We start from the raw sequence: 21,693 nt of genomic DNA on the forward strand, positions 1-21,693 counted from the left end.
CCACGGGGCGCGAAACCCCAGGAAGGCTTCACCCGTGATTCTTCTGCTCTCCACGTCCGACACCGATCTGCTGAGCGCCCGCGCCAGCCAGGAAGCCGGCGACGGAGTTTCCTACCGCTGGGCCAACCCCTCACGCTTGCTGGTCTCGGAGGACTTGCCGCCCTTGCTCGACGGCGTCGACCTCGTGATCGTTCGTATCCTCGGCAGCCGTCGCAGCTGGGAAGACGGCCTGGACATGGTCCTCGCCTCCGGACTCCCCGTAGTCGTTCTCGGCGGCGAGCACGCGCCGGACGCCGACCTCATGGAGTGCTCGACGGTTTCCGCCGGTGTTGCTGCCGAGGCGCACAACTACCTGGCCGAGGGTGGCGCACAGAATCTGGCACAGCTGCACCACTTCCTGTCCGACACCGTCCTGCTCACCGGCCACGGGTTCGAACCGCCGGCCCACCTGCCTTCCTGGGGCATCGCTGATTTCGCGCCCGATCTCGACTCGGCGAGCGGTCCGGTCATCGCAGTTCTGTACTACCGCGCCCAGCATTTGGCCGGAAACACCCGGTACATCCAGGCGTTGTGCGACGCGGTCGCCGAGGCCGGTGGCACCGCGCTGCCGATCTACTGCGCATCTCTGCGAACCGCAGAAGCCGAACTTCTGAGCACGCTCCGCCGCGCCGACGCCATGGTCGTGACAGTTCTTGCTGCCGGTGGCACGAAGCCCGCGACCGCGTCCGCCGGTGGCGACGACGAAGCCTGGGATGTCGCCGCACTTGCTGCGCTCGACGTCCCCATCCTGCAGGGCCTGTGCCTGACCAGTAGCCGCGCCACCTGGGACGAGAACGACGACGGACTGTCGCCTCTCGACGTCGCGACCCAGGTCGCGGTGCCGGAATTCGACGGCCGCATCATTACCGTCCCGTTCTCCTTCAAGGAAATCGACTCCGACGGACTGTCCACGTACGTCCCCGACGTCGAGCGCGCTGCCCGTGTCGCCGGGATCGCGGTCCGTCACGGCAAGCTGCGCCACATTCCCACCACCGAGCGTCGCGTTGCTCTGATGCTCTCGGCGTACCCGACCAAGCACGCCCGCATCGGCAACGCCGTCGGTCTCGATACTCCGGCGAGCGCAATCGACCTGCTCACCGAAATGCGTTCTGCCGGTTACGATCTCGGTCCGGTCGACGGTCCGGACGCAGTTCCCGGCCTGGCGGCGAAGGACGGCGACGCGCTGATCCATGCCCTGATCGCGGCCGGCGGACAGGATCCCGACTGGCTCACTGCCGAGCAGCTCGAGGGCAATCCGATCCGCATCTCGGCAGCGAAGTACCGCGAATGGTTCGCCACCCTGCCCGAGGAACTGCGCAGCGGTGTCGAAGAGCACTGGGGCGCAGCGCCCGGAGAGCTGTACGTCGACCGCTCGCAGGATCCCGACGGCGAAATCGTCATCGCGGCACTGCGATTCAACAACATCGTCCTCATGGTCCAGCCGCCGCGGGGATTCGGTGAAAAGCCCGTCGCGATCTACCACGACCCGGATCTGCCGCCGAGCCACCACTACCTCGCGGCCTACCGCTGGATCGCTGCAACACCGGACAACGGCGGATTCGGCGCCGACGCCGTTGTGCACCTCGGCAAGCACGGCAACCTCGAATGGTTGCCCGGCAAGACACTCGGCATGTCGAGCAACTGTGGCACCGACGCAGCCCTCGGCGACCTGCCGCTGATCTACCCGTTCCTCGTCAACGACCCGGGTGAAGGAACACAGGCAAAGCGTCGCGCCCACGCGACACTCGTCGATCACCTGATCCCACCGATGGCCCGCGCCGAAAGCTACGGCGACATCTCCCGCCTCGAGCAACTGCTCGACGAGCACTCCAACATCTCCGCACTCGACCCGTCCAAGCTGCCGGCCATTCGCCAGCAGATCTGGACGCTGATGCGGGCAGCCAAGATGGACCACGACCTCGGCCTCGCGGAGCGTCCCGAAGAAGACGTGTTCGACGACATGCTCCTGCACGTCGACGGTTGGCTGTGTGAGATCAAGGACGTCCAGATCCGCGACGGCCTGCACATTCTCGGCCGCGCACCCGAGGGCGACGCCGAAATCGAACTGGTCCTGGCCATGCTCCGTGCCCGTCAGATGTGGGGCGGCGAACAGAGCGTCCCTGGTCTGCGCGAAGCTCTCGGGCTCAGCGAAGACGGCGACGAGTCCCGCAACCGAGTCGACGACGTCGAGGAAAAGGCGCACGCTCTGGTTCGCGGCATGTACGACGCCGACTGGAACCCCGCTGCGGCAGAACAACTCAGCGACGACGAGACCGTCGTGAAGATCCTTCAGTTCGCGGCCACCGAAGTGGTTCCACGCCTCCGACAGACGAACAACGAGATCAAGCAGGTCCTGCACGCGCTCGACGGCGGCTTCATCGCCGCCGGACCGAGCGGGTCACCGCTGCGCGGCCTGATCAACGTGCTTCCCACCGGTCGTAACTTCTACTCCGTCGATCCCAAGGCAGTTCCCTCACGACTGGCGTGGGAGACCGGTCAGGCGATGGCCGAGTCGCTCGCCGCTCGATATCTCGCCGATCACGGCGAGTACCCGCGCTCGGTGGGTCTGTCCGTGTGGGGTACCGCCGCCATGCGTACCTCCGGCGACGACATCGCCGAAGTGTTCGCGCTCCTCGGTGTTCGCCCTGTCTGGGACGAAGCAAGCCGACGCGTGGTCAACCTCGAGGTCATCGATCTCGAAGAGCTCGGCCGCCCGCGCATCGACGTCACCGTCCGCATCTCCGGATTCTTCCGTGATGCGTTCCCGCACGTGCTCGCACTGCTCGACGACGCTGTTCAGTTGGTCGCCGCATTGGACGAGACGGACGAGCAGAACTACGTGCGCGCCCACGCGCAGGCCGACCTTGCCGAGCACGGCGATGCCAGGCGTGCGACCACTCGCATCTTCGGTTCGAAGCCCGGAACCTACGGCGCCGGCCTGCTGCAACTCATCGACTCCAAGACCTGGCGCGGTGACGACGACCTCGCCGAGGTGTACACCAACTGGGGCGGCTTCGCGTACGGCCGTGGGCTCGACGGAATCCCGGCAGCCGACGACATGCGCAGTGCATACCGTCGAATCAACGTGGCGGCCAAGAACACCGACACGCGTGAGCACGACATCGCCGATTCGGACGACTACTTCCAGTACCACGGCGGCATGGTTGCCACCGTGCGCGCGCTGACCGGAAAGTCGCCCGAGGCATATATCGGCGACAGCACTCGACCGGAATCGGTTCGCACACGCACACTTTCGGAAGAGACCGCACGTGTCTTCCGGGCGCGCGTGGTCAATCCCCGCTGGCTCGACGCGATGCGCCGTCACGGGTACAAGGGTGCGTTCGAGATGGCGGCCACGGTCGACTACCTCTTCGGGTACGACGCCACCACAAACGTGGTCGCGGACTGGATGTACGAAAAGCTCGCCGAGACCTACGTTCTGGACGAGCAGAACCAGAAGTTCATGACGCAGTCCAACCCGTGGGCCTTGCACGGAATCGCCGAGCGGCTCCTCGAAGCCGCCGAGCGCAACATGTGGGAGCACCCCGAGCAGAAGACACTCGACGGCTTGCGTCAGGTGTACCTCGAAACCGAAGGCGAACTCGAGGGGGAGTAAACCTCGAGAATCACCGGCAGGTCCGGGCGCTGAAGTGTGTCAGCGTCCGGACTTGATGATCTGAGCGATGTTCCGCTCCGCCAGAGCAGTGATGGTCAGTGACGGATTGACGGTGCCGGTGCTGCCCGGAATGGCAGCGCCGTCCATCACGTACAGGCCGTCGTAGCCCTTGACTCGCCCGTAACCGTCGGTGGCCTTGCCCAGAACCGCACCGCCGAGGGGATGCGCGGTGAACGAGGAATTGACGTCCTTCGCGAACGGCAATGCCGACGGCAGCGTGGTGCCGGCGAAGGCCATCTTGTTCTGGACGGCGCGTAGTGCCTCGACGGTGGCGTCGGTGCCGTTCTTCGGCCAGTTCAGCACCACCCGATCGGAGCCGCCGTCGTAGGCGAAGTCGGCGCGCTGCGAGTCGAGGGTCATCCCCAATGTTCCGAGCATGCCGATGTTGACGGGTAGGCCGGGGACGTACCAATTTTCCAGGGAGAGTGGCATTCCCGACTCGTCGACGATGCGTGATGCCGACGGTGCGGCTTGCGCGGTGCCGTCACTGAAGCCGAACGAGCGCACCATCCCGGCGTCGCCGTTCGTTCCCCAGCCCTTACCGACGTGTTCGTTGAGGTTGGGCAGCGCGCCCGTCGCCTGGGCGCGTACCAACAGTTCGGACGTGCCGATCGAACCGGCGCCGAGGAACAGACGGTCACAGGTAAGAGTCTTCCGGGCCAGAACGCCACCCGTCGGATCCGTCGATTCGACGTCGACGACGTAGCGTCCATCACGTTCGCGACTGATCGCGAGCACCTGATGTCCGTAACAGACGGTGGCTCGTCCGGTGGCTTCGGCGGCAGGAATGTAGTTCTGTGTGAGGTCGAACTTCGCGCCGTTGGAGTTACCCATGTTGCTGTCACCGACAGTGGCCGAGGCTCGGGTTCGGCCGTCGAGTTCTGAGCGCACCACGTCCCAGTTCCAGATCCCGTCGATCCGCTGCGGATCGAATCCGGCACGACGAGCGTCCTGATCCCAACGACGCGAGTGACCGAAGTTCGGGGTTTGGTAAATGTCTTCGGGCAACGGGCTCAGACGCAGCATCTGGCGCACTTTGGGGTACCAGGTGGACGCCATCTCGTCGTAGTCGAGGGAGTTGCCGAAGACTGCGTCGAAGAATCGGCGCTCGGGCGCGATCATCACGCCGGTGAAGATGATGGAACCACCGCCGACTGCAGCGCCGCGCCATACCGAGATGTGTTCGTAGTCGGTGGCATCGAGGACGCCGCTGAAGTAGTCGCACGCCACGGGGAGTCCGGTGAGGTTGGTGAACGATGTTCGCCGGAAGACTCCGCGGCCGTCGGCCAGCATGTCGGAGGTGTGAATCTCCCGTTGCGGATCGTGGGGCCACCGAAGTCCGCGTTCGAGGATGGTGATCTGGGTGCCGCTCTGCGCCAGTCTGAGGGCGGTGGCGCTTGCGCCGAATCCGGACCCGATGACGATGGCTTCGGAATGCTCCGGGGGAGTAGGAGAGGGTGCGAACAACTCGGGGACGAGCGCGCGGTAGTGATCAGCACCCATCGGGAGCGCCCGCAGTGGTGCGGGGGTGGCGTGGCTGGTCGACGTCGAGATGAGCGGTGTCGCGGCGGCAACTGCTGCCCCCGCCCCGGCGGCTTTGAAAAAGTCACGACGCTGCATGTCACGGCGCTGCATGTGTAAGTTCGACTCCCCAGTTCGACGGTTTGCCTCAGAATAACTCGAGATGGAGTTCGGGGACGAAACGGCGTGTCCGACGTCAAGAAGAACCGGATAAAACGTGCATAAGTGGCACTTCCTGGGTGGTACTGATCGGTCGCCAGATAGTCGCGGAAACCTGTCGATGTTCAGCGAGAGGCGCTCGCACCTATCCTCGAGGAGTGAACTCCGACTTCAAGCGCGTCTCCGAGGCCAAGTACGTCCTACTCACGACCTTCCGCAAGGACGGAACGCCGGTGGCGACTCCGCTCTGGGCCGCGCCGGACGGCGACAAGCTCCTGATGTGGACCGTCACCGATTCCTACAAGGTCAAGCGGATCAGGCGAAACCCGTCGGTCACCGTCGCTGCGTGTGACGCTCGGGGAAATCCCAAGGGTGAACCGGTGGCCGCCGTCGCCGAGATCCTCGACGGACCGGGCACCGATCATGCTCGCGACGCGATAGCACGTCGGTACGGAATCCTCGGCTGGATCACCATGAAGGGCAGTCTCCTTCGCCGCGGCAAGACCGGAACGATCGGACTTGCCGTCACTGCAGCCTGACCGCGCGTCAGTTGCCGAGCAGATCGTCCAACGCTGAGTCGAAGCGCGGATAGGTGAATGTGAAGCCTTTGTCCGCCAACACTTTCGATACGGCTTGACGACCCGTCAGGCCCAGGGCAGCGTCGCTGCGAAGAAGGAACGCGCCGATTCTGACCATGAAAGCGGGCGTCGGCGGCGCAGGTGGCCGGTGAAGGTGCTTGCGCAGCCCGGCCATCAGTTCTGAATTGCGGACGGGATCCGGAGCCGTCGCGATGACCACGCCCGAGGCAGCCGAATCGGGTTCGAGTGCCCAACGAACGATCGACAGCCAGTCCTCGATGTGAATCCAACTGGTCCACTGCTTACCCGAGGCGACGCGTCCGCCCAGACCGAGACGCACGAGCAACAGCAGTCGCTCGAGCGCCGGTGTGCCCTTCTCCAACACGACACTGGTTCGCAGGATCACCACTCGTGACGCGTTTGCACCCTCGACCGCTGCCTCCCAGTCCTTTGCGACGTCGGTCATCTGAGGTGGCCCGTCAGCGAGGGGAGAATCCTCGTCCAATCGTGCCTCACCCGCATCGCCGTAGATCGCGAGCGTGCTCGCCTGGATCCACACCGGAACAGGGTTCGCCAGTAGTTTCGACGCTTCAACCAGCGCGCGGGTCGGATCGACTCGGGAACTGGTGAGCAGTGCGATGTTTGCCGGGGTGGGTCGGCGATCGACCAACTCGCCGGCCAGATTGATCACCGCGGCGCCGTCGAGTTCTCCTGCCCAGTCACCCACCGTGACACCGTCCCACTGAACCTGCCTGTGCCTGCCGGGTTTCGGTGAGCGAGTCAGGACCACGACGTCATACCCACGGTCGGCGAGATCGTCGCTGATCCGGCGGCCGAGAGCGCCGGTGCCGCCGGCGATCACGACCTTCGTCATCACTGCGCCTGGCTGACCGAGGACATGTGGAAGTCGGGAATCCGCATGGGCGGCATGGCCGTGCGGGTGAACCAGTCTTTCCACTCCCGGGGAAGCGTGATCTCGGTACGTCCAGCCTCGGTGACCCGCCGCAGGAGATCGAGAGGGCTCTCGTTGAAACGGAAGTTGTTGACGGCGCCGACGATCTTGCCGTCCTCGATCAAATACACCCCGTCACGGGTGAGTCCGGTCAACAGCAGCGTCGTCGGATCCACCTCACGGATGTACCAGAGGGTTGTGAGCAGTAGACCCTTCTCGGTACCTGCGATCATGTCCTCGATCGAGGTGTCGTCACCACCGGTCAGGATGAGATTGTCGCCGGGAACTGCGACAGGTCGACCGAATTCTCGTGCAGCGTGGCGCGGGTACGCCAGCGCATTGACGACGCCGTCTCGGACCCAGTCGACGGGTTCGATCTCCATACCGTTGTCGAACAGTGAGACGGATTCACTCGACGACGTCGTGATCACGAACGGCGCGGATTGCAAGCCCTCGGCGCCGGGGTCGGAGGTGAGTGTCAGTGGCAATCCGAGCTTCTCGCCGATCCGGGTACCACCGGTGGTGGACAGTGCGGTGTGGCCCTCTTCGGCGCCGCGACCCTCCATGGTCCACATCAGATAGATCATCAGGTCCGCCACAGCCGACGGCGGAAGAATTGTCTCGTAGCGGCCGGCAGGCAGACTGACGGAGTTACCCGCCCAGTCGAGTCGAGTGGTCAACTGCGACAAGAGCTTCGGTATCGAGATATCGCTGAAATCGACAGTTCCGGATCCGACCCAGGCGCTGGCGTCGCCGCGCTTGCCGTTGATTTCCACGGAGCCGGTGGCCTGAGCCGTTCTACGTCGCACGCCCGTCGAGGTGCCGAGCCAGGTGGTGTGCAACTGGTGGTGAGCGAAGCCGAACAACTGGTCGCCGCCGTCGAAGCCCTTCGCCAGGTCGGCAGCCAACTGAGCAAAGACACCGATGTCGGTCAGGGCGGCCGGCAGGTCCCAGTCGGTCTCTGCCGCCGACTGCGTGATCAGGTCGGACGCGTCGTCAGCCGGACTGGCTGTGCGCGCAGCTTCTTCGCTTGCCTGTACGAGTACGGAAATCTGCTCCGGATCGACACTGCTGGAACTGACAGTGCCCACCTTCGCGATGTCACCCTCGCGCACGATCGAGATCACCGTCCACGTCCGGGACAGCGAAACTCCGTTGGTGGTCATCGAATTGTTGGCCCACCGCAGCGACGCCTCACTCGCATCGGTCACGATCACCAACGATTCGTCTACCGTCCTCGCGGCCAATGCACGCTCGACGACCTGCTGCGGATCGATCACTGCTGAGCCTCCGAACGAGTATTGAGGATGTTGACTCCGCGGAACAGAGCGGACGGGCAGCCGTGGCTGACCGCCGCAACCTGACCGGGTTGCGCCTTGCCGCAGTTGAACGCCCCCTGCAGGCGCCAGGTCGACTCACCGCCAACGGCTTCCATCGAGCCCCAGAAATCCGTCGTCGTCGCCTGATACGCCACGTCGCGCACCTGACCGTCGAGCTTTCCGTCACGGATCTTGAAGAACCGCTGACCGGTGAACTGAAAGTTGTAGCGCTGCATGTCGATCGACCAGGACTTGTCACCGACGACGTAGATGCCGTTCTCGACTCGCGAGATCAGGTCTGCAGTCGAGGTGTCCGTAGAAGGGTCGGGGGAGAGCGAGACGTTGGCCATTCGCTGGATGGGAACGTGATGTGCGGAGTCGGCGTACGAGCAACCGTTGGAACGCGTCAGCCCCAGCCTCGGCGCGAACACGCGGTCTAGTTGATACCCGACCAGTGTTCCCTCTGCCACCAGATCCCACCGTTGAGAGGCGACGCCGTCGTCGTCGAATCCGACGCTGGCCAGGCCGTGCTCTTCGTTTCGGTCGGCGGTCACGTGCATGAGTGGCGTTCCGTATTTCAGCGTTCCCAGCTTGTCCGGCGTCGCGAACGACGTACCGGCGTAGGCCGCTTCGTAGCCGATCGCGCGGTCGTATTCGGTGGCGTGTCCGATGGATTCGTGGATCGTGAGCCACAGATTGGTCGGATCGATCACGAGGTCGGTCGGACCCGCTTCGACGGTCGGTGCCTTGGTCTTCTCGGCCAGCCACTCCGGGATCTGCGCGAGCTCATCGCCCCAGTTCCATGTGCTCTCCGCCCCGAGGTACTCCCATCCGCGGCCTACCGGCGGCGCCAAGGTGCGCATCGATTCGAAGCTGCCGGCCGACTTGTCGACGGCGGTCGCCTCGAACTCGGGGTGCAGACGCACCCGTTGCTGGGTGATCGACGAACCGGCCAGATCCGCGTAGAAGGTCTGCTCCTTGACCTGGAGGACACTCGCCGTGACGTGATCCACGCCGTCGGCGGCTTGAAGCCGTCCGGAGTAGTCGACCAGCAGGCCTACCTTCTCGGCCGTCGGTGTCGCGAAGGGATCTTCGAGGTACGGCGACACCCACGTCGCGTCGGCGTAGACGGGCTCGTCGGCGAGGGTGACCGGATCCCGATTGAGCGAGAGCAATGCCTTCGCGACCTCGACCGCTTGGCGTGCCAGCGCAGCAGCGACATCGGGGGACACCTCGGCGTGCGAGGCGAATCCCCACGTGCCGTCGACGATCACACGGACGGCGACCCCGATCTCGTCTCCGTCGGACACCGCCTGAACTACGCCGTCGCGCAAGCGGATCGACTGTGTGAGCACGCGGTGGACACGAACATCGGCGTGCTGGGCGCCGGCCGTTCTCGCTGCCGACAGCGCCGCATCAGCGACAGCTCGCAGCGGGAGGGCGAGGAAATCTGCATCGACATCTCGGGTGACGGTCACGCACACGACGCTAGCCGACGACCGCCGATCTCAGCCGAACTGCTGCCATCCGAGGCGAATCACCATGGCGATCACGACCACCAACAGCGTGATCCGCACGAATCCGGATCCCTTGCTCAGCGCCATCCGCGAACCGATCACCGCGCCGAGAATGTTGCACACCGCCATCGCCAAACCCAAACTCCACCAGACATGCCCGGTGACGGCGAAGTAGGCGAGCGCGCCGAAATTGGAACCGAGATTGATCACCTTCGCCATCGCTGCGCTCCGAACGAATTCGGTTCCGAGGAAGGTCGCGAAGCTGATGATGAGGAAGGTGCCGGTGCCGGGTCCGAGCAGACCGTCGTAGAGGCCGATGAGTCCGGCGGAGAGCAGCAGGACGAGGACGGTCTTGCGCTGCGTCGGACGATGGGTCGCGATCGTGGTGCCCAGCGTCGGACGCATGGTCACGAAGACGGCGACGGCGACGAGGACGACCATCACGATCGGAATGAAGTACTTCTTGTCGATCAGCGAAACGGCCGCCGCCCCGCACGCGGCCGTCACCGCAGCCAACGCGGCTGCCGGCGCCATCTGCCGCCACTCCATCGGGATTCGACGGGAGAACGTGTACACCGCAGCACTCGTCCCGGTGAATGCCGTCAATTTATTGGTGGCCAGTGCCGCCTGTGGGGTCAATTGCGGGGCGACCAGAAAGAGCGCCGGCAACAGAATCAATCCACCGCCGCCGACCACGGCGTCGACCCAACCCGCCGCCGTCGCTGCCGTCATCAGCAGTCCCCAATCAGCAATATCCACGGCGGTGACTCTTTCACAGCTGTGACACTCTTGAGCACATGCGGAGGTTCAGCCTGTGGCTGCGAGGAAAGCCGATGATCGCGGACAGCGCGCTGGCGCTCGTGTTCTTCGCGCTCGAGGTAGTCACGTTTGTCAGTTCGCCGCGTGAGGAGCGGTGGCCTCAGCTCGTCGTCGGATTTCTGATCTGCCTTCCCGTCGTGTGGCGTCGCAAGTATCCGCGTATCTCCGCCGCGTCGATTTTGTCGATGTCGTACTTCGCAACCTTGATGATGTGGGCGACCGGGGATCCGGCTGCGGAACATCCAGGCCTGTTGGCGCTCGGGGTCTCGCTCTACACACTCGTTGCGTATGTCGATCGACGCACCGGGGCGATTTTCGCGTGCTTCCTTGCCCTGGACATGACACTCTCGTTGCTCGTCATCCGCGAAGACGTGATCCTCACGATCATCATTGCAACCCTGCTCTATGCACTGGCCTGGATCACCGCCGAGTTCTTGAGCGCCCGCCGCGCCTACGACGAGGAAGTGGCCGCCAGACTCGAAGTGGCCGAATACGAACGGGATCGGCGTGCCGAGGATGCGGTGGCCACGGAAAGAACCCGAATCGCCCGCGAACTCCACGATGTCGTCGCCCACGCGGTCAGCGTGATGATCGTCCAGGCGGACGGCGCGTCGTATGCGGTCGATTCCAATCCCGCGTTGGCCAAGAAGGCGCTCGGCAACATCTCCAGCACCGGACGCGACGCCCTTGCCGAGCTTCGCCGGACCGTCTCGCTTTTGCGCACCGAGGTCAGTAGCGATTTGATGCCGCAACACGGAACGGCCGGCATCGCCAAGGTCGTCGAGATGATGCGTGCCGCTGGTCTCGGCGTGCGCCTCGAGCTGACCGGCGAGCTCGACGACGTCAGTCCTTCAGTCAGCCTGGGAATTCATCGCCTCGTTCAGGAATCACTGACCAATGTCCTCCGCCACGCCGGCGCAAACCCGAAGGCACGAGTCACCGTGCGCCGCACCGAGACCGCGGTACTACTCGAGGTCGTCGACAACGGAACGTCGAGTTCGACCTTCTCCCACGGTTCGGGGAATGGACTGGTCGGAATGCGTGAGCGGGTGGCGGTACTGCACGGGACGCTCGAGACCGGACGACGCCCCGACGGCAGTTGGCGTGTGTACGCAGAGCTGCCGCTCGAGATCCACGATTGATACCGGCTCGCCGCAATCGCATTGGCACCGACGTCTCAGGCCCGATAGGTTTACGCCGTGCCCATCACCGTGCTGCTAGTCGACGACCAGGAACTCATGCGGATGGGCCTGAACATGGTGCTCGAAGCACATGAAGACATCTCGGTTATCGGTGAGGCCGGCGACGGGGCCGCGGCGGTCGCAGCGGCGGTGGCGCTGAAGCCTGACGTCGTGTTGATGGATGTGCGGATGCCGATTGTCGACGGGGTGAAAGCGACCGAGCAGATTCTTGCCTCCGGGATCGAATCCAGGGTCCTGGTGATGACGACCTTCGACCTGGACGAACACGCTCTCGGTGCCTTGCGCGCCGGAGCCAGCGGCTTCCTTCTCAAGGACACCCCGCCCGAGGATCTCGTGTCGGCTATCCGCAGCGTGGCAGCCGGTGACGCGGTTGTTTCCCCGAAGGTGACACGTCGTCTGCTGTCGAGGTTCATCGTGGACGGTCCGGCGCCCCGGCGCGATCCGGTAGTTCTCGACGTCCTGACCGAACGCGAACGCGAAGTCCTCGGACACGTGGCCACGGGGCTGTCGAACATCGAGATCGCACAGCAGCTGTACCTGTCCGAATCGACGATCAAGTCGCACGTCGGACGCATTCTCACCAAACTCGATCTGCGTGATCGTGTGCAGGCTGTGGTGCTGGCCTACGAGACCGGACTGGTGACTCCGGGCGCGTAGGCCAGCCGTCTGTCAGGCAGCGAGCGTTTCGCTCTGCTCAAGCATCAAAAGCGCCCACTGTTGGCAGCACGATGCAGGTCTTCCCGTCTGCGTAATCGACATTGCCGAACAGAGCGGCAAACACCTTGCCGTCACCGGTGTCGACGACCTTCGAGAGCAACGGCGTATCGAGTACGGGCAACTTCTCGTCCAACGGGACGATGCCGCCCTTGAACGTGCCGACGTTGATCCAGGCAACACTCAACCCTGAGGTCTTGGGTATGCCGACGTAACCCGGGATTGCCTGGAAACGGAGATGGTCGGCCTCGACCCACGGCGGCAACGGGAAGTTCGGACCGGCCTGTGCGGAGCTGAGGGTTACGGTGACGGGTTCACCGGCCACGCCACACCCGACCGTCGGTGCGGGGTACATGAACGACTGCGGCTTGGTGACGCCGATGTCCGGGAGATCGAGAGCGGTCGTGATCTGATCAGCGCCTGCCGTGCCGATCAACTGCTGAACAGCAGCAGAGGCTTCGGGGGAGATGGCTGCGGCCTGCGCGATCAGTGCGGCAATCCCTTCGGGTACTACCGGTTCTGCGGCCGCGGTTCCCGCGCTGATCATCGCGCTGCCGGCGGTGAGTGCCACGACGGCGGCAGTGCCGGCGATGGCAGCGGGAATGCGTCGGGCGAGTGTCTTGCCGGGGAGTCGGCTCATGTCGGGCTCCTTCATTTCATGAGGCCGGGAAATGCGGCCCGAAGTGACTTGACCATGCGCAGAGTCTCAACGTCAACTTGAGGTTTAGAATCGTTAGCGGAGCGTTAGTTAACGCCAGGCAAGTCGCACGTGCGTGAGAGAAGGCCCGTGTGACTCACGGCACCCACCTGTTTTGCACCTCTGCGTCGTTGTCGGGAGAAAAACCGGCCCCTCGAGCGTTGAACGAATAGACCGTCTGAAAGGGGACGTCATGATCGCCGCCGTATTTCTCCTCTACGTGATCGTCGAGATCGCAGCCTTGGTCATCGTGGGCAACGCCATCGGTGTCGCCTGGACAGTGCTGCTGTTTCTCGCCGGATCGCTTGTCGGATTGATCCTCATGCGCTCGCAGTGGCGACGGGTCATGGACGGGTTCCGTAAGGCCACGCGGGGTGAGGGATCGCCGTCACTGGCGGTCGCCGACGGCGCCCTGGTCGCGGCGGGCTCCGCGTTGATGTTCGTACCCGGACTCGTGACTTCGGTTCTGGGCCTGCTGCTTCTGATTCCGCCGACCCGCTGGGCGCTGCGCCCGCTTGCAGTGCTCCTGGCAGGTAAGCGCGCAGCAGCATTTGCCGCCGGTGGTGACGCCTTCGCCGGAACCGTCGGCTACGCGGCGCGGATGCGCGGAAACGGCGAGGTGATCGACGGCGAGATCATCGTCGAGACACCCGAAACCACCGAGTACGTCGCCAGCAACGGCAAGGAACTCGTCCTCGAGGGTGAGATTCTGGACACGGATACACCCACCCGTTCGCGGGGGCCGCAGTACTAACAGGCAGACTGGGTGCTCGTGACTACTCGTCTGCTGGTCAACGGCCGGATCTACAGTTCATTTGCACCTGATGCGACCTCGATCGCCATCACCGACGGCACCGTCGTGTGGGTCGGCGACGAGCGCGCCGGACGGGCGTTGCACCCCGCCGCGGAGATCGAAGACCTGGGTGGTGCGTTTGTCACTCCCGGGTTCGTCGACACCCACGTCCACATCACCGCACTGGGACTCAATCTCGTCGGCCTCGATCTCGTGGGCGCGAACTCTCTGGACGAATGTCTCTCGCGAGTACGAACATTCGCAGCCGCGAACCCCGAAACTGCCCATCCCGACGCAGTCATCTGGGGACACGGTTGGGACGACACCGAGTGGGCCGAGCAGACCCCGCCGTCGACCGCAGATCTCGACGCGGCCGCCCCTGGCCGCAAGGTGTATCTCTCGCGGATCGACGTTCACTCGGCCGCGTGCTCGAGCGCACTGCGCGACGGGATCTCCGGCCTCGCCGACACCGCTGGATACTCAGCCGAAGGCCCGTTGACGTTCGACGCACACCACCTGGCGCGCAATGCCGCTCGGAATCTGCTGACGGAAACTCAGCGCGCGTCTGCTCGTACCGCTGCGCTCGATCTCTGCGCCTCACGCGGAATCGTGGCCGTTCACGAGTGCGGGGGACCGGACATCTCGGGATTGACCGATTTCCAGGAACTGTTGGCCCACGATCACGGCGTGGAGGTTCGGGGCTACTGGGGTGAGCGTGTCGACAGCGAAGAGGATGCTCGCGCGCTCCTCGACAAAACCGGAGCAGACGGACTCGGCGGGGATCTCTTCATCGACGGCTCGCTCGGTTCGCATACCGCGTGGCTGCTCGAACCCTATGCAGACCAACCTGATTCGACGGGCAACGCCTATCTCGACGTCGACGCGATCGCCGCACACATCCGGGCCTGCACCCTCGCGGGTGTCCAGGCCGGCTTCCATGCCATCGGTGACGGTGCCGTCTCGTCGGCAGCGGCCGCGTTCCGCAAGGTCGCCGACGAACTGGGTGGCCCCAAGGTCGCCGCGTTGGGTCACCGCCTCGAGCACGCGGAAATGATGTCTATGGCCGACGCGGAAACCTTTGCCGCCTTGGGTGTCATCGCTAGCGTCCAACCGGTGTTCGACGCACTGTGGGGTGGCACCGACGGTCTTTACGCCACGCGCCTGGGAGTAGAGCGCGCAGCAGCGTTGAATCCGTTTGCACCTGCTGCCGGTAAGGGTGTCTCGCTCGCATTCAGCTCCGACGCCCCGGTCACCCCCATCGAGCCGTGGGCGATGCTGCGCGCCGCTGTCCAGCACCGCACCGACGGAAGTGGAATCTCGCCGCGTGCGGCCTTCTCCGCGGCCACTCGCGGCGCCTGGCGCGCGGGCGGAGTGCGGGACGGCGCCGCGGGAACCCTCAATCCGGGCGCACCGGCCTCCTACGTGTTGTGGGAGGCAGGCGAACTCGAAGTGAGCGCACCCGCCGACTCGGTTCAGCGATGGTCTACCGATCCGCGCTCGCGCGTACCCGCTCTGCCGAGGCTGGCGGAAGATGCGCCGATCCCGGTCTGCATCAAGTCGGTGCATCGCGGACGCGTCGTCTATCAGCGCGGCTCGTCGAGTGAGTGAGGCCGGCGCAGAGGCGTCTGTCGGTGATCGCTCCCGTGTGAGCGCTGTGCTCACCGGTTCCGCATGGCTACGTTCGCTCTACGCGACCGCTGGTGGATTCCTGATCTTCGCAGGGTTCCCACCCCGCCCGCTGTGGTTCTTGGCGCCCGTCGGGATCGCTCTTCTGACGTGTGTGTTGACGAACTTCGGGCGCGGCGGACTGCGCCTTCGTGCCGGCTTCGGTTACGGATACTTGGCCGGTCTCGGATTTCTGGTGCCGTTGCTTCCGTGGATCGGTGTGTTCGTAGGTGCGGTCCCGTGGATCGCGTTGGCCGCGGTGGAGTCGTTGTTCATCGGACTGTTCGGGCTGCTTGCGGTTCTGGTGGCGAGGTTGCCATGGGCACCCTTGTGGATTGCTGCGACCTGGACGCTCACCGAGTGGCTTCGTTCCAGCGTTCCTTTCGGCGGATTTCCTTGGGGCAGGCTCGCATTCGGTCAATCCGAAGGGTGGCTCCTCCCTCTTGCGAGTGTCGGCGGTGCGCCGCTGCTCAGCTTCGCGGTGGCCCTGACCGGTACCGGCTTGGCAGCAGTTGCAGTCGCTGTCGCGGCCAAACGATGGGACCGAGGATTCTTCGGAGCTGTTGCCGCTGCCCTCGTGCCCGTGATCATTGCTCTCGTGGTGTCGCCGTTCTTGTCCACCATGGATTCCGGTGATCGAACGATCACCGTCGCCGCCATTCAGGGAAGCGTTCCGAGGTTGGGCTTGGACTTCAACTCGCAACGCAAGCAGGTCCTCGACAACCATGTCGCCGAAACCGTGAAACTTGCTGCCGAGGTGGACGCGGGCCGCGTCGATCAGCCTGACGTCGTGATCTGGCCGGAGAACGCCTCGGACATCGACCCCCTGCGAAACGCCGATGCCGCTGCCGACATCACCCGGGCCTCCGAAGCGATCGGAGCGCCGATTCTTGTCGGCACCGTACTCGTGAATGCCGATCGTACGACCACCAATTCGGTGATCGTGTGGGACGGCGCCAACGGTCCTCAGGAACAGCACGACAAGAAGATCATTCAGCCGTTCGGCGAATACCTGCCCTACCGAAGCTTCTTCCGGAACTTCTCCTCGTACGCCGATCGCGCGGGCAATTTCGTTCCCGGCGAGGGCAACGGCGTTGTCCATGCAGCGGGGGTACCCATCGGTGTCGCGACTTGTTACGAGGTGGCGTTCGACCGGGCGTTCCAGGAATCGGTGCGCAACGGTGCACAGTTGCTGGCGGTACCGACCAACAACGCTACTTTCGGGGACACCGAGATGACCTATCAGCAGCTGGCAATGTCGCGTGTGCGGGCAGTCGAGCACGGCCGCGCCGTCGTTGTCGCCGCAACCAGTGGTGTCAGCGCCATTATCGCTCCCGACGGTGCGGTGACTTCGCAAACCGACCTGTTCGTGCCGGCGGCCCTGGTGGCGAAGGTGCCGCTCTCGACCAGCTCCACCCTTGCCAGCCGAGTAGGTCCGGTGCCGGAGATCGTGCTCAGCATCATCGCGGTCGGCGCGATTGCCATGGCAGTGCTGGCCCGGCGCCGAGATCAGGCTGAGCACTCACCCGAGGAGACTGCGGCAATCTGAGCCGAGCATCGGATATTAGGGCTGCCGATGTTCCGAGGAGCGCCTACGCGGGTACTCGCTGTGCCACCCGTTCCTGCGTAAGGCGGCTTCTTGTGACCGAGCCTGAGAAAACCGAGCCAGACAAGTCCGAGCCCCGGGATGCAGTTCACAAAACCAGTGTCGTCGACGCGGTTCTGCAGTCACCGCTCGCCGGCCTGTCGCCGTGGATCTTGCTGTCCTTGCTCTCCGGGCCGGGAAGGTTCGAGGAATCCGCGGCCGCAGCCCTCGGGTTGTCGCTGCTGATCTTGGCGGCCAGTCACCGGCGCGGCGGCACCGTGAAGCTGTTGGAGGTCTTCGACGTCGTGTTCTTCGGCGTTCTGGCGGCCATCGGCCTCCTCGCGTCGGCGAACACGATTCGGTGGTTCGAACTCTGGGGAGGCGAACTGACCAACATCGCGCTGGTGGTCTTTGCCTTCGGATCGATCCTGCTCCGCAATCCTTTCACTTTGCAGTACGCGAAAGAGTCGACGCCTGAAGAGTATTGGACGACGCCACTGTTTCTGCGCATCAACTACGTCATTACGGCGGTGTGGGCTCTCGCCTTCACCTGGTCGGCCGTAGTGGGCCTGTTCGGAGACGCACTGCTGCACGACGGTGACAACTTCTGGACCGGATGGATTCTGCAGTTGCTCGGAACCTTCTTCGCGATCTCCTTCACCGAGTGGTACCCCGAGTATGCGCCGAACAAGGCCGCTCAGGCTCAGGGCCTCGAAACCGAACCACCGCAGTCGATTTTCAGGCTGTTCGACTTTTTGCCGGTGTTCGTAGCCGTGACCGGCATCGCGGGGTTGGTGACCGACTCCGTTTCCGTGGCCGCAGGCGTCACGTTGATTCTGGTCGGCGTGTTCGGACATCTGGCGATGCGACGGTTCACCGTCGACTAGGAGCTCTCGGTGATCTCGCGCCTACGGGAACTTGGTGCACGATCGTCTCGATGACCGGCAGGTGCCGGCTGATGCACGGAATTTGTCCGTTTCTGCGATAGTCAGTGCACCTGCCGTGCAATGGAAACGAGGGAAATTGAGCGTTATTTCGAGTACTGCACACAAGCACGAGCCCCTACACGGAAGACGTCCACCAGCGGATCACCGCTTCCTCGGATTCGACACACGAGTCTTCCCACACGCCCTCGCGATCTTGGCGGTGTGGATGCTCTGGACCGTGATCGTGCCCGCCATCGATTCCGCTGTCTCCTCCGAAGATCCAACCGGCGCCGGAGACCGGATGGCCGTGACCGAAACGGTCTCCTTCGCCGCACCTGCGGGCTGGAATGTCGACAGTGGTTTCCGAACCGACCAACATGGCGCGTCCGATTCGCTCCCACGTGTGACGTTGACCGATGGCACCGTCACCGTGAGCGTCGACGCCGACACATTCAGTGGAACTGCCGACGAACTCCTCTCCCAAACAGATGCCGTGAGTCTTGCGACGAACGGCAGTTCCGTGCTTGCGGTCTCCGGTGCGCGCCAGCCGATCAGCACCGCCGGGGGTCTGAGCGGCGTCCAGGTCAGCTTTGACACTCCGCGGTCCGCCGGATCGGTGACCACATTCGTCGTCGACGGCAAGGGAATTCGGGTACAGGTAGTCGGCCCACCCGATCAGATCGCCGCCCGCAGTCGAGAAATCACCGACATGATCGCCTCTATCGGCACACACGAGGGAGACACCAAGTGAGCACCGATCTCCTCGAAACCCGCTCCCGCGCATTCGATACGACGGCCTGGGGCGAGAAATTTCACTTCTTCCAGCAACGCAACGTCGTGTTCTGGATATACCTGTGGATGTGCGGATTCGGCCTCGTCAAAGGCTGGCAGATGTTTGCTCCCTTCGCCGGATACTTCGGGCGCGCACTCCTCGTTGCCGGCATCGTCGGCGTCATCAGCGCCGCGGTCTGGACATGGTGGTTCCGGCACATCGACCGCTACGAACGCCAACCCGTAGGACTAGTGGTCACCGGCTTCATCTGGGGCGCCACCGCAGCAACGTTCACTATCGCAGTACCCGCGAACGGAGCAGTCGGTTCGCTCTACTCGAAGATTTTCGGGCAGGTATGGGCTCAGGACTGGCATGCGGGCCTCTCTGCACCCTTCGTGGAGGAAACCGCCAAAGGCATCGGCATCGTAGTCCTCCTCGCGCTTGCACCACGCCTGGTGCGCACCGCAACCGACGGCCTGCTCCTCGGTGCTTTCATCGGCTTGGGATTTCAGACCAGCGAAGACTTTCTGTACTCGATTGCCGGCGCAACACAGGGCTTCGGCGCCCACCAAACCGACGGCCTGCTCGGTTCCATCGCCACCCGCACCTACTCCGACATCGTCTCTCATCCCCTGTTCACCGCCCTTTTCTGCGCCGGCGTGATCTATCTGATCGGCACCCCGGCCCAGCCCCGGCGGATCGGACGCGGATTGGCGTTGATCGTGGCACCCATCTTGATCCACGGCGTGTGGGATTCCATGCTCGCGATCGCCGGCGGCAGCAGTTCGCTCGTGTTCGTCATCATGATCGGCGACATCGTCTTCGCGTTCACTGCCTTGTGGATCGCGTTCGTCTGGGCGCACCCACGTGAATCCCACTTCGTCCGTGACATTCTCGCCCCGGAAATCGAGTCCGGCGTCCTGACCGACGCCGAGGTGACAGCCGCCGGCGGATGGCGACAACAACGTACTTACGCGAAAGCCGCACCCACTCGCACCGAACGTCGCCAACGACGACATATCGTTCGTGCCGCGCTGGATCTGTGCAGCGACCTTGCTGTCAGCAAGGGCGACGACAGCCCCCAGGTCGTCGAATCACGCAACGAAATCACCCGCCTCCGCCAAGGAACCGCGGCACAGAGCATCACTCGGTGACCGGGAAGTAGCGGAAGAACCGTTCAGCACCGCAAAACATTCACCCACACCCCAGTCGGCCGGGTTGCTTGCCATCGTCACTTGGCAAGCAACCCGGCCGAGTGACTGGGCTACCAGTTCACTCCGTATCGAAGTTTGGTGTACCGAAGTTTGGTGTACCGAAGTTTGGTGTGTCGCGGGGTGGGGGATACAGCTCACACTGGTGCATGAAGCAGTGCCGATGGTTCTTCAGCGCAAGTCCAGGATTTGCGCACTGTCGGCCCGCAAGTGCGCCTGGATGCTGAATGACGTTGCCCTGAAGTGTCTTTGAGGACCGCGAAGCATCCTGAAGTTGCCACGTCGAAGAAGGGCCGAAGTATGACGTCGACTTGTGAACGATCACTCCCCGAAGAACGAGAAAGACCGCCCGGTGTAGAACCGGACGGTCTTGATCGAAGTGCTAGTTCATGCGCCGCGACGCTTGGCCTTCAGCAAATCGAGACGCTCTTTGAGGAGCTCTTCGAGTTCCTCGACCGAGCGACGCTCGAGCAGCATGTCCCAGTGGGTGCGGGGAGGCTTGACCTTCTTGGCTTCGGGAGCAGTCCCCTCCATGAGGGTGCCTTCGAGGCCGTTTCGGCACAACCAGGTGCCGGGGATCTCGGCTTCGTCCGCGAACGGGATGTCGAAGATCTCGCCGTTCTCGCACTTGTACTTGGCCATACGACGGGGCGCGAGGTCATGGTCACGGTCGGTCTCGTAGCTCACAGCTCCGAGTCGGCTACCTCGAAGTACGCGATCTGCCATGGTGGTGTCCTCTCTTCGTTCGTCACCGCTGGTGGGCGCCCTGACTTGGGGAGTAGACGCTCACACTCATCTACAACGCCACGAGCACCCGATTGGTTCCCGTGTGGCGAGAAGACGCAACCTCTCCATCTTACCGGGTACCGTGCGCGTTCATCGAAGGCGTCCGAATCTCGAGTACAGTGTCGATTCATGGCTGAGAGCACACGCGTCGGATCACCGCAGTCTGCGCGTTCGGGAAACCCGTGTGTGTGGTGTGGTCGAGAGGTCGCGGTGACCGGTGTCGGTCGTCGACGCCGGTACTGCAGCCAGTCTTGTCGACAGCGTGCGTACGAGCAGCGCAATGCCGTCAAGGGCACGTCGATCCCGGCTGACGCCGTCATCTTGACCGCAGTCGAAGCGGTCGAACTCGTGGATCGGATGTTCGAGGTCCGATGCGCTGCCGAAGATGTGGCGACAGCAGTTGCCGAGGGCGCAGAGAGTTCAGAGCTCACACAGTTGTGTGAACGGTTGACCGAGCTTGCCCGCGAAGCCGAACGTTTCCGGTAGAGCAGGTGTGGGCAACCGGTTTCTAGCCTTGCGTCGAGCACTGCAACACTGCGGTGCTCCTGACGCCTGACGACGACAAATTTTGATCCTGAGTTCGGACCTTCGGGGAGGTTCGGACTCCGAAGCGACCCTTCGTCGAGGTCGATGACCTTCGGCTGCGCTCTCGCAGGATCGCCACATGGTTTCCACTCGATATCGAGGCGGTGCGATGTTTCTCTTCAATCCCCGAGCCACACTTCCCGGCGCTGATCGTCACAACGCTGATCGTCACAACGC

At 63.9% G+C, this 21,693-nt stretch carries 18 protein-coding genes; 11 read left to right on the forward strand and 7 right to left on the reverse strand.

What is annotated here, in order from left to right; all coding sequences use genetic code 11:
- Nucleotides 1-34: 34 nt before the first annotated feature.
- Nucleotides 35-3,655, forward strand: coding sequence for a cobaltochelatase subunit CobN (locus PCS43_RS00635; RefSeq protein ID WP_042919753.1), 3,621 nt, complete (start codon nucleotides 35-37; stop codon nucleotides 3,653-3,655).
- Between the two features lie 39 nt (nucleotides 3,656-3,694).
- Here the strand turns inward: PCS43_RS00635 and PCS43_RS00640 are convergent, their stop codons facing one another.
- Nucleotides 3,695-5,350: a GMC oxidoreductase gene (locus tag PCS43_RS00640; RefSeq protein WP_209908688.1), complete on the reverse strand. Its 1,656-nt coding sequence runs from the start codon at nucleotides 5,348-5,350 to the stop codon at nucleotides 3,695-3,697.
- Between the two features lie 203 nt (nucleotides 5,351-5,553).
- On the opposite strand from PCS43_RS00640, the gene PCS43_RS00645 reads away from it, so the two are divergent.
- Nucleotides 5,554-5,934, forward strand: a complete 381-nt coding sequence (locus PCS43_RS00645) for a PPOX class F420-dependent oxidoreductase (protein ID WP_042450954.1) — start codon at nucleotides 5,554-5,556, stop codon at nucleotides 5,932-5,934.
- A 7-nt stretch (nucleotides 5,935-5,941) separates the two neighbouring features.
- Here PCS43_RS00645 and PCS43_RS00650 read toward each other — a convergent pair whose 3' ends face one another.
- From PCS43_RS00650 to PCS43_RS00665, 4 genes are read right to left on the reverse strand one after another with little or no spacing between them, the layout of a single operon-like run.
- The gene (locus tag PCS43_RS00650; RefSeq protein ID WP_209908685.1) at nucleotides 5,942-6,847 is read right to left on the reverse strand and encodes a TIGR01777 family oxidoreductase; all 906 of its coding nucleotides are present in this window, start codon (nucleotides 6,845-6,847) and stop codon (nucleotides 5,942-5,944) included.
- Nucleotides 6,847-8,205 carry a metallopeptidase TldD-related protein gene (locus tag PCS43_RS00655; RefSeq protein WP_209908682.1) on the reverse strand — a complete coding sequence of 453 codons (1,359 nt, stop codon included), beginning with the start codon at nucleotides 8,203-8,205 and terminating at the stop codon, nucleotides 6,847-6,849. The genes PCS43_RS00650 and PCS43_RS00655 overlap by 1 nt, the downstream gene beginning before the upstream one ends.
- The gene (locus tag PCS43_RS00660) at nucleotides 8,202-9,722 is read right to left on the reverse strand and encodes a TldD/PmbA family protein (protein ID WP_209908679.1); all 1,521 of its coding nucleotides are present in this window, start codon (nucleotides 9,720-9,722) and stop codon (nucleotides 8,202-8,204) included. The genes PCS43_RS00655 and PCS43_RS00660 overlap by 4 nt, the downstream gene beginning before the upstream one ends.
- Nucleotides 9,723-9,752: 30 nt before the next feature.
- On the reverse strand, nucleotides 9,753-10,520 hold the full coding sequence (locus PCS43_RS00665) for a TSUP family transporter (RefSeq protein ID WP_003944875.1): 768 nt from the start codon (nucleotides 10,518-10,520) through the stop codon (nucleotides 9,753-9,755).
- 38 nt (nucleotides 10,521-10,558) lie between these two features.
- Here PCS43_RS00665 and PCS43_RS00670 point away from each other — a divergent pair, with 38 nt between their 5' ends.
- Nucleotides 10,559-11,722 (forward strand): sensor histidine kinase, encoded by a 1,164-nt coding sequence (locus PCS43_RS00670; RefSeq protein ID WP_042450952.1) that lies wholly within the window; start codon nucleotides 10,559-10,561, stop codon nucleotides 11,720-11,722.
- Nucleotides 11,723-11,779: 57 nt separating this feature from the next.
- On the forward strand, nucleotides 11,780-12,439 hold the full coding sequence (locus tag PCS43_RS00675) for a response regulator (RefSeq protein ID WP_003945024.1): 660 nt from the start codon (nucleotides 11,780-11,782) through the stop codon (nucleotides 12,437-12,439).
- Nucleotides 12,440-12,476: 37 nt separating this feature from the next.
- On the opposite strand, the gene PCS43_RS00680 is transcribed toward PCS43_RS00675, so the two are convergent.
- Nucleotides 12,477-13,136 (reverse strand): hypothetical protein, encoded by a 660-nt coding sequence (locus PCS43_RS00680; RefSeq protein WP_003944837.1) that lies wholly within the window; start codon nucleotides 13,134-13,136, stop codon nucleotides 12,477-12,479.
- Between the two features lie 250 nt (nucleotides 13,137-13,386).
- Here PCS43_RS00680 and PCS43_RS00685 point away from each other — a divergent pair, with 250 nt between their 5' ends.
- From PCS43_RS00685 to PCS43_RS00710, 6 genes are all read left to right on the forward strand, one after another.
- Nucleotides 13,387-13,947, forward strand: coding sequence for an FxsA family protein (locus tag PCS43_RS00685; RefSeq protein WP_003944915.1), 561 nt, complete (start codon nucleotides 13,387-13,389; stop codon nucleotides 13,945-13,947).
- Nucleotides 13,948-13,959: 12 nt separating this feature from the next.
- The gene (locus tag PCS43_RS00690) at nucleotides 13,960-15,594 is read left to right on the forward strand and encodes an amidohydrolase (protein WP_165639268.1); all 1,635 of its coding nucleotides are present in this window, start codon (nucleotides 13,960-13,962) and stop codon (nucleotides 15,592-15,594) included.
- Between the two features lie 37 nt (nucleotides 15,595-15,631).
- On the forward strand, nucleotides 15,632-17,200 hold the full coding sequence (lnt, locus tag PCS43_RS00695; protein WP_042919976.1) for an apolipoprotein N-acyltransferase: 1,569 nt from the start codon (nucleotides 15,632-15,634) through the stop codon (nucleotides 17,198-17,200).
- 92 nt (nucleotides 17,201-17,292) lie between these two features.
- A complete protein-coding gene (locus tag PCS43_RS00700; RefSeq protein ID WP_042919763.1) occupies nucleotides 17,293-18,123 on the forward strand; it encodes a hypothetical protein in 831 nt (276 codons plus the stop codon).
- A 136-nt stretch (nucleotides 18,124-18,259) separates the two neighbouring features.
- Complete coding sequence (locus PCS43_RS00705) at nucleotides 18,260-18,913, forward strand: hypothetical protein (protein ID WP_228400993.1); 654 nt, start codon at nucleotides 18,260-18,262, stop codon at nucleotides 18,911-18,913.
- Nucleotides 18,910-20,088, forward strand: a complete 1,179-nt coding sequence (locus tag PCS43_RS00710; protein WP_209908676.1) for a PrsW family intramembrane metalloprotease — start codon at nucleotides 18,910-18,912, stop codon at nucleotides 20,086-20,088. The genes PCS43_RS00705 and PCS43_RS00710 overlap by 4 nt, the downstream gene beginning before the upstream one ends.
- Nucleotides 20,089-20,532: 444 nt before the next feature.
- On the opposite strand, the gene PCS43_RS00715 is transcribed toward PCS43_RS00710, so the two are convergent.
- Nucleotides 20,533-20,871 carry an RNA polymerase-binding protein RbpA gene (locus PCS43_RS00715; RefSeq protein WP_003944971.1) on the reverse strand — a complete coding sequence of 113 codons (339 nt, stop codon included), beginning with the start codon at nucleotides 20,869-20,871 and terminating at the stop codon, nucleotides 20,533-20,535.
- A 189-nt stretch (nucleotides 20,872-21,060) separates the two neighbouring features.
- Here PCS43_RS00715 and PCS43_RS00720 point away from each other — a divergent pair, with 189 nt between their 5' ends.
- Nucleotides 21,061-21,417, forward strand: coding sequence for a hypothetical protein (locus tag PCS43_RS00720; RefSeq protein WP_042450945.1), 357 nt, complete (start codon nucleotides 21,061-21,063; stop codon nucleotides 21,415-21,417).
- The last annotated feature ends 276 nt before the right edge of the window (nucleotides 21,418-21,693 follow it).

Origin of the sequence: Rhodococcus sp. C-2 (genome assembly GCF_027854095.1) — a bacterium.
Taxonomy (GTDB): domain Bacteria; phylum Actinomycetota; class Actinomycetes; order Mycobacteriales; family Mycobacteriaceae; genus Rhodococcus_F; species Rhodococcus_F qingshengii.

Coding starts and splice junctions, on each gene's coding strand:
- PCS43_RS00640 (WP_209908688.1), bottom strand. CDS start 5,350: ATGCAGCGCCGTGACATGCAGCGTCGTGACTTTTTCAAAGCCGCCGGG.
- PCS43_RS00650 (WP_209908685.1), bottom strand. CDS start 6,847: ATGACGAAGGTCGTGATCGCCGGCGGCACCGGCGCTCTCGGCCGCCGG.
- PCS43_RS00670 (WP_042450952.1), top strand. CDS start 10,559: ATGCGGAGGTTCAGCCTGTGGCTGCGAGGAAAGCCGATGATCGCGGAC.
- PCS43_RS00680 (WP_003944837.1), bottom strand. CDS start 13,136: ATGAGCCGACTCCCCGGCAAGACACTCGCCCGACGCATTCCCGCTGCC.
- PCS43_RS00685 (WP_003944915.1), top strand. CDS start 13,387: ATGATCGCCGCCGTATTTCTCCTCTACGTGATCGTCGAGATCGCAGCC.
- PCS43_RS00715 (WP_003944971.1), bottom strand. CDS start 20,871: ATGGCAGATCGCGTACTTCGAGGTAGCCGACTCGGAGCTGTGAGCTAC.
- PCS43_RS00720 (WP_042450945.1), top strand. CDS start 21,061: ATGGCTGAGAGCACACGCGTCGGATCACCGCAGTCTGCGCGTTCGGGA.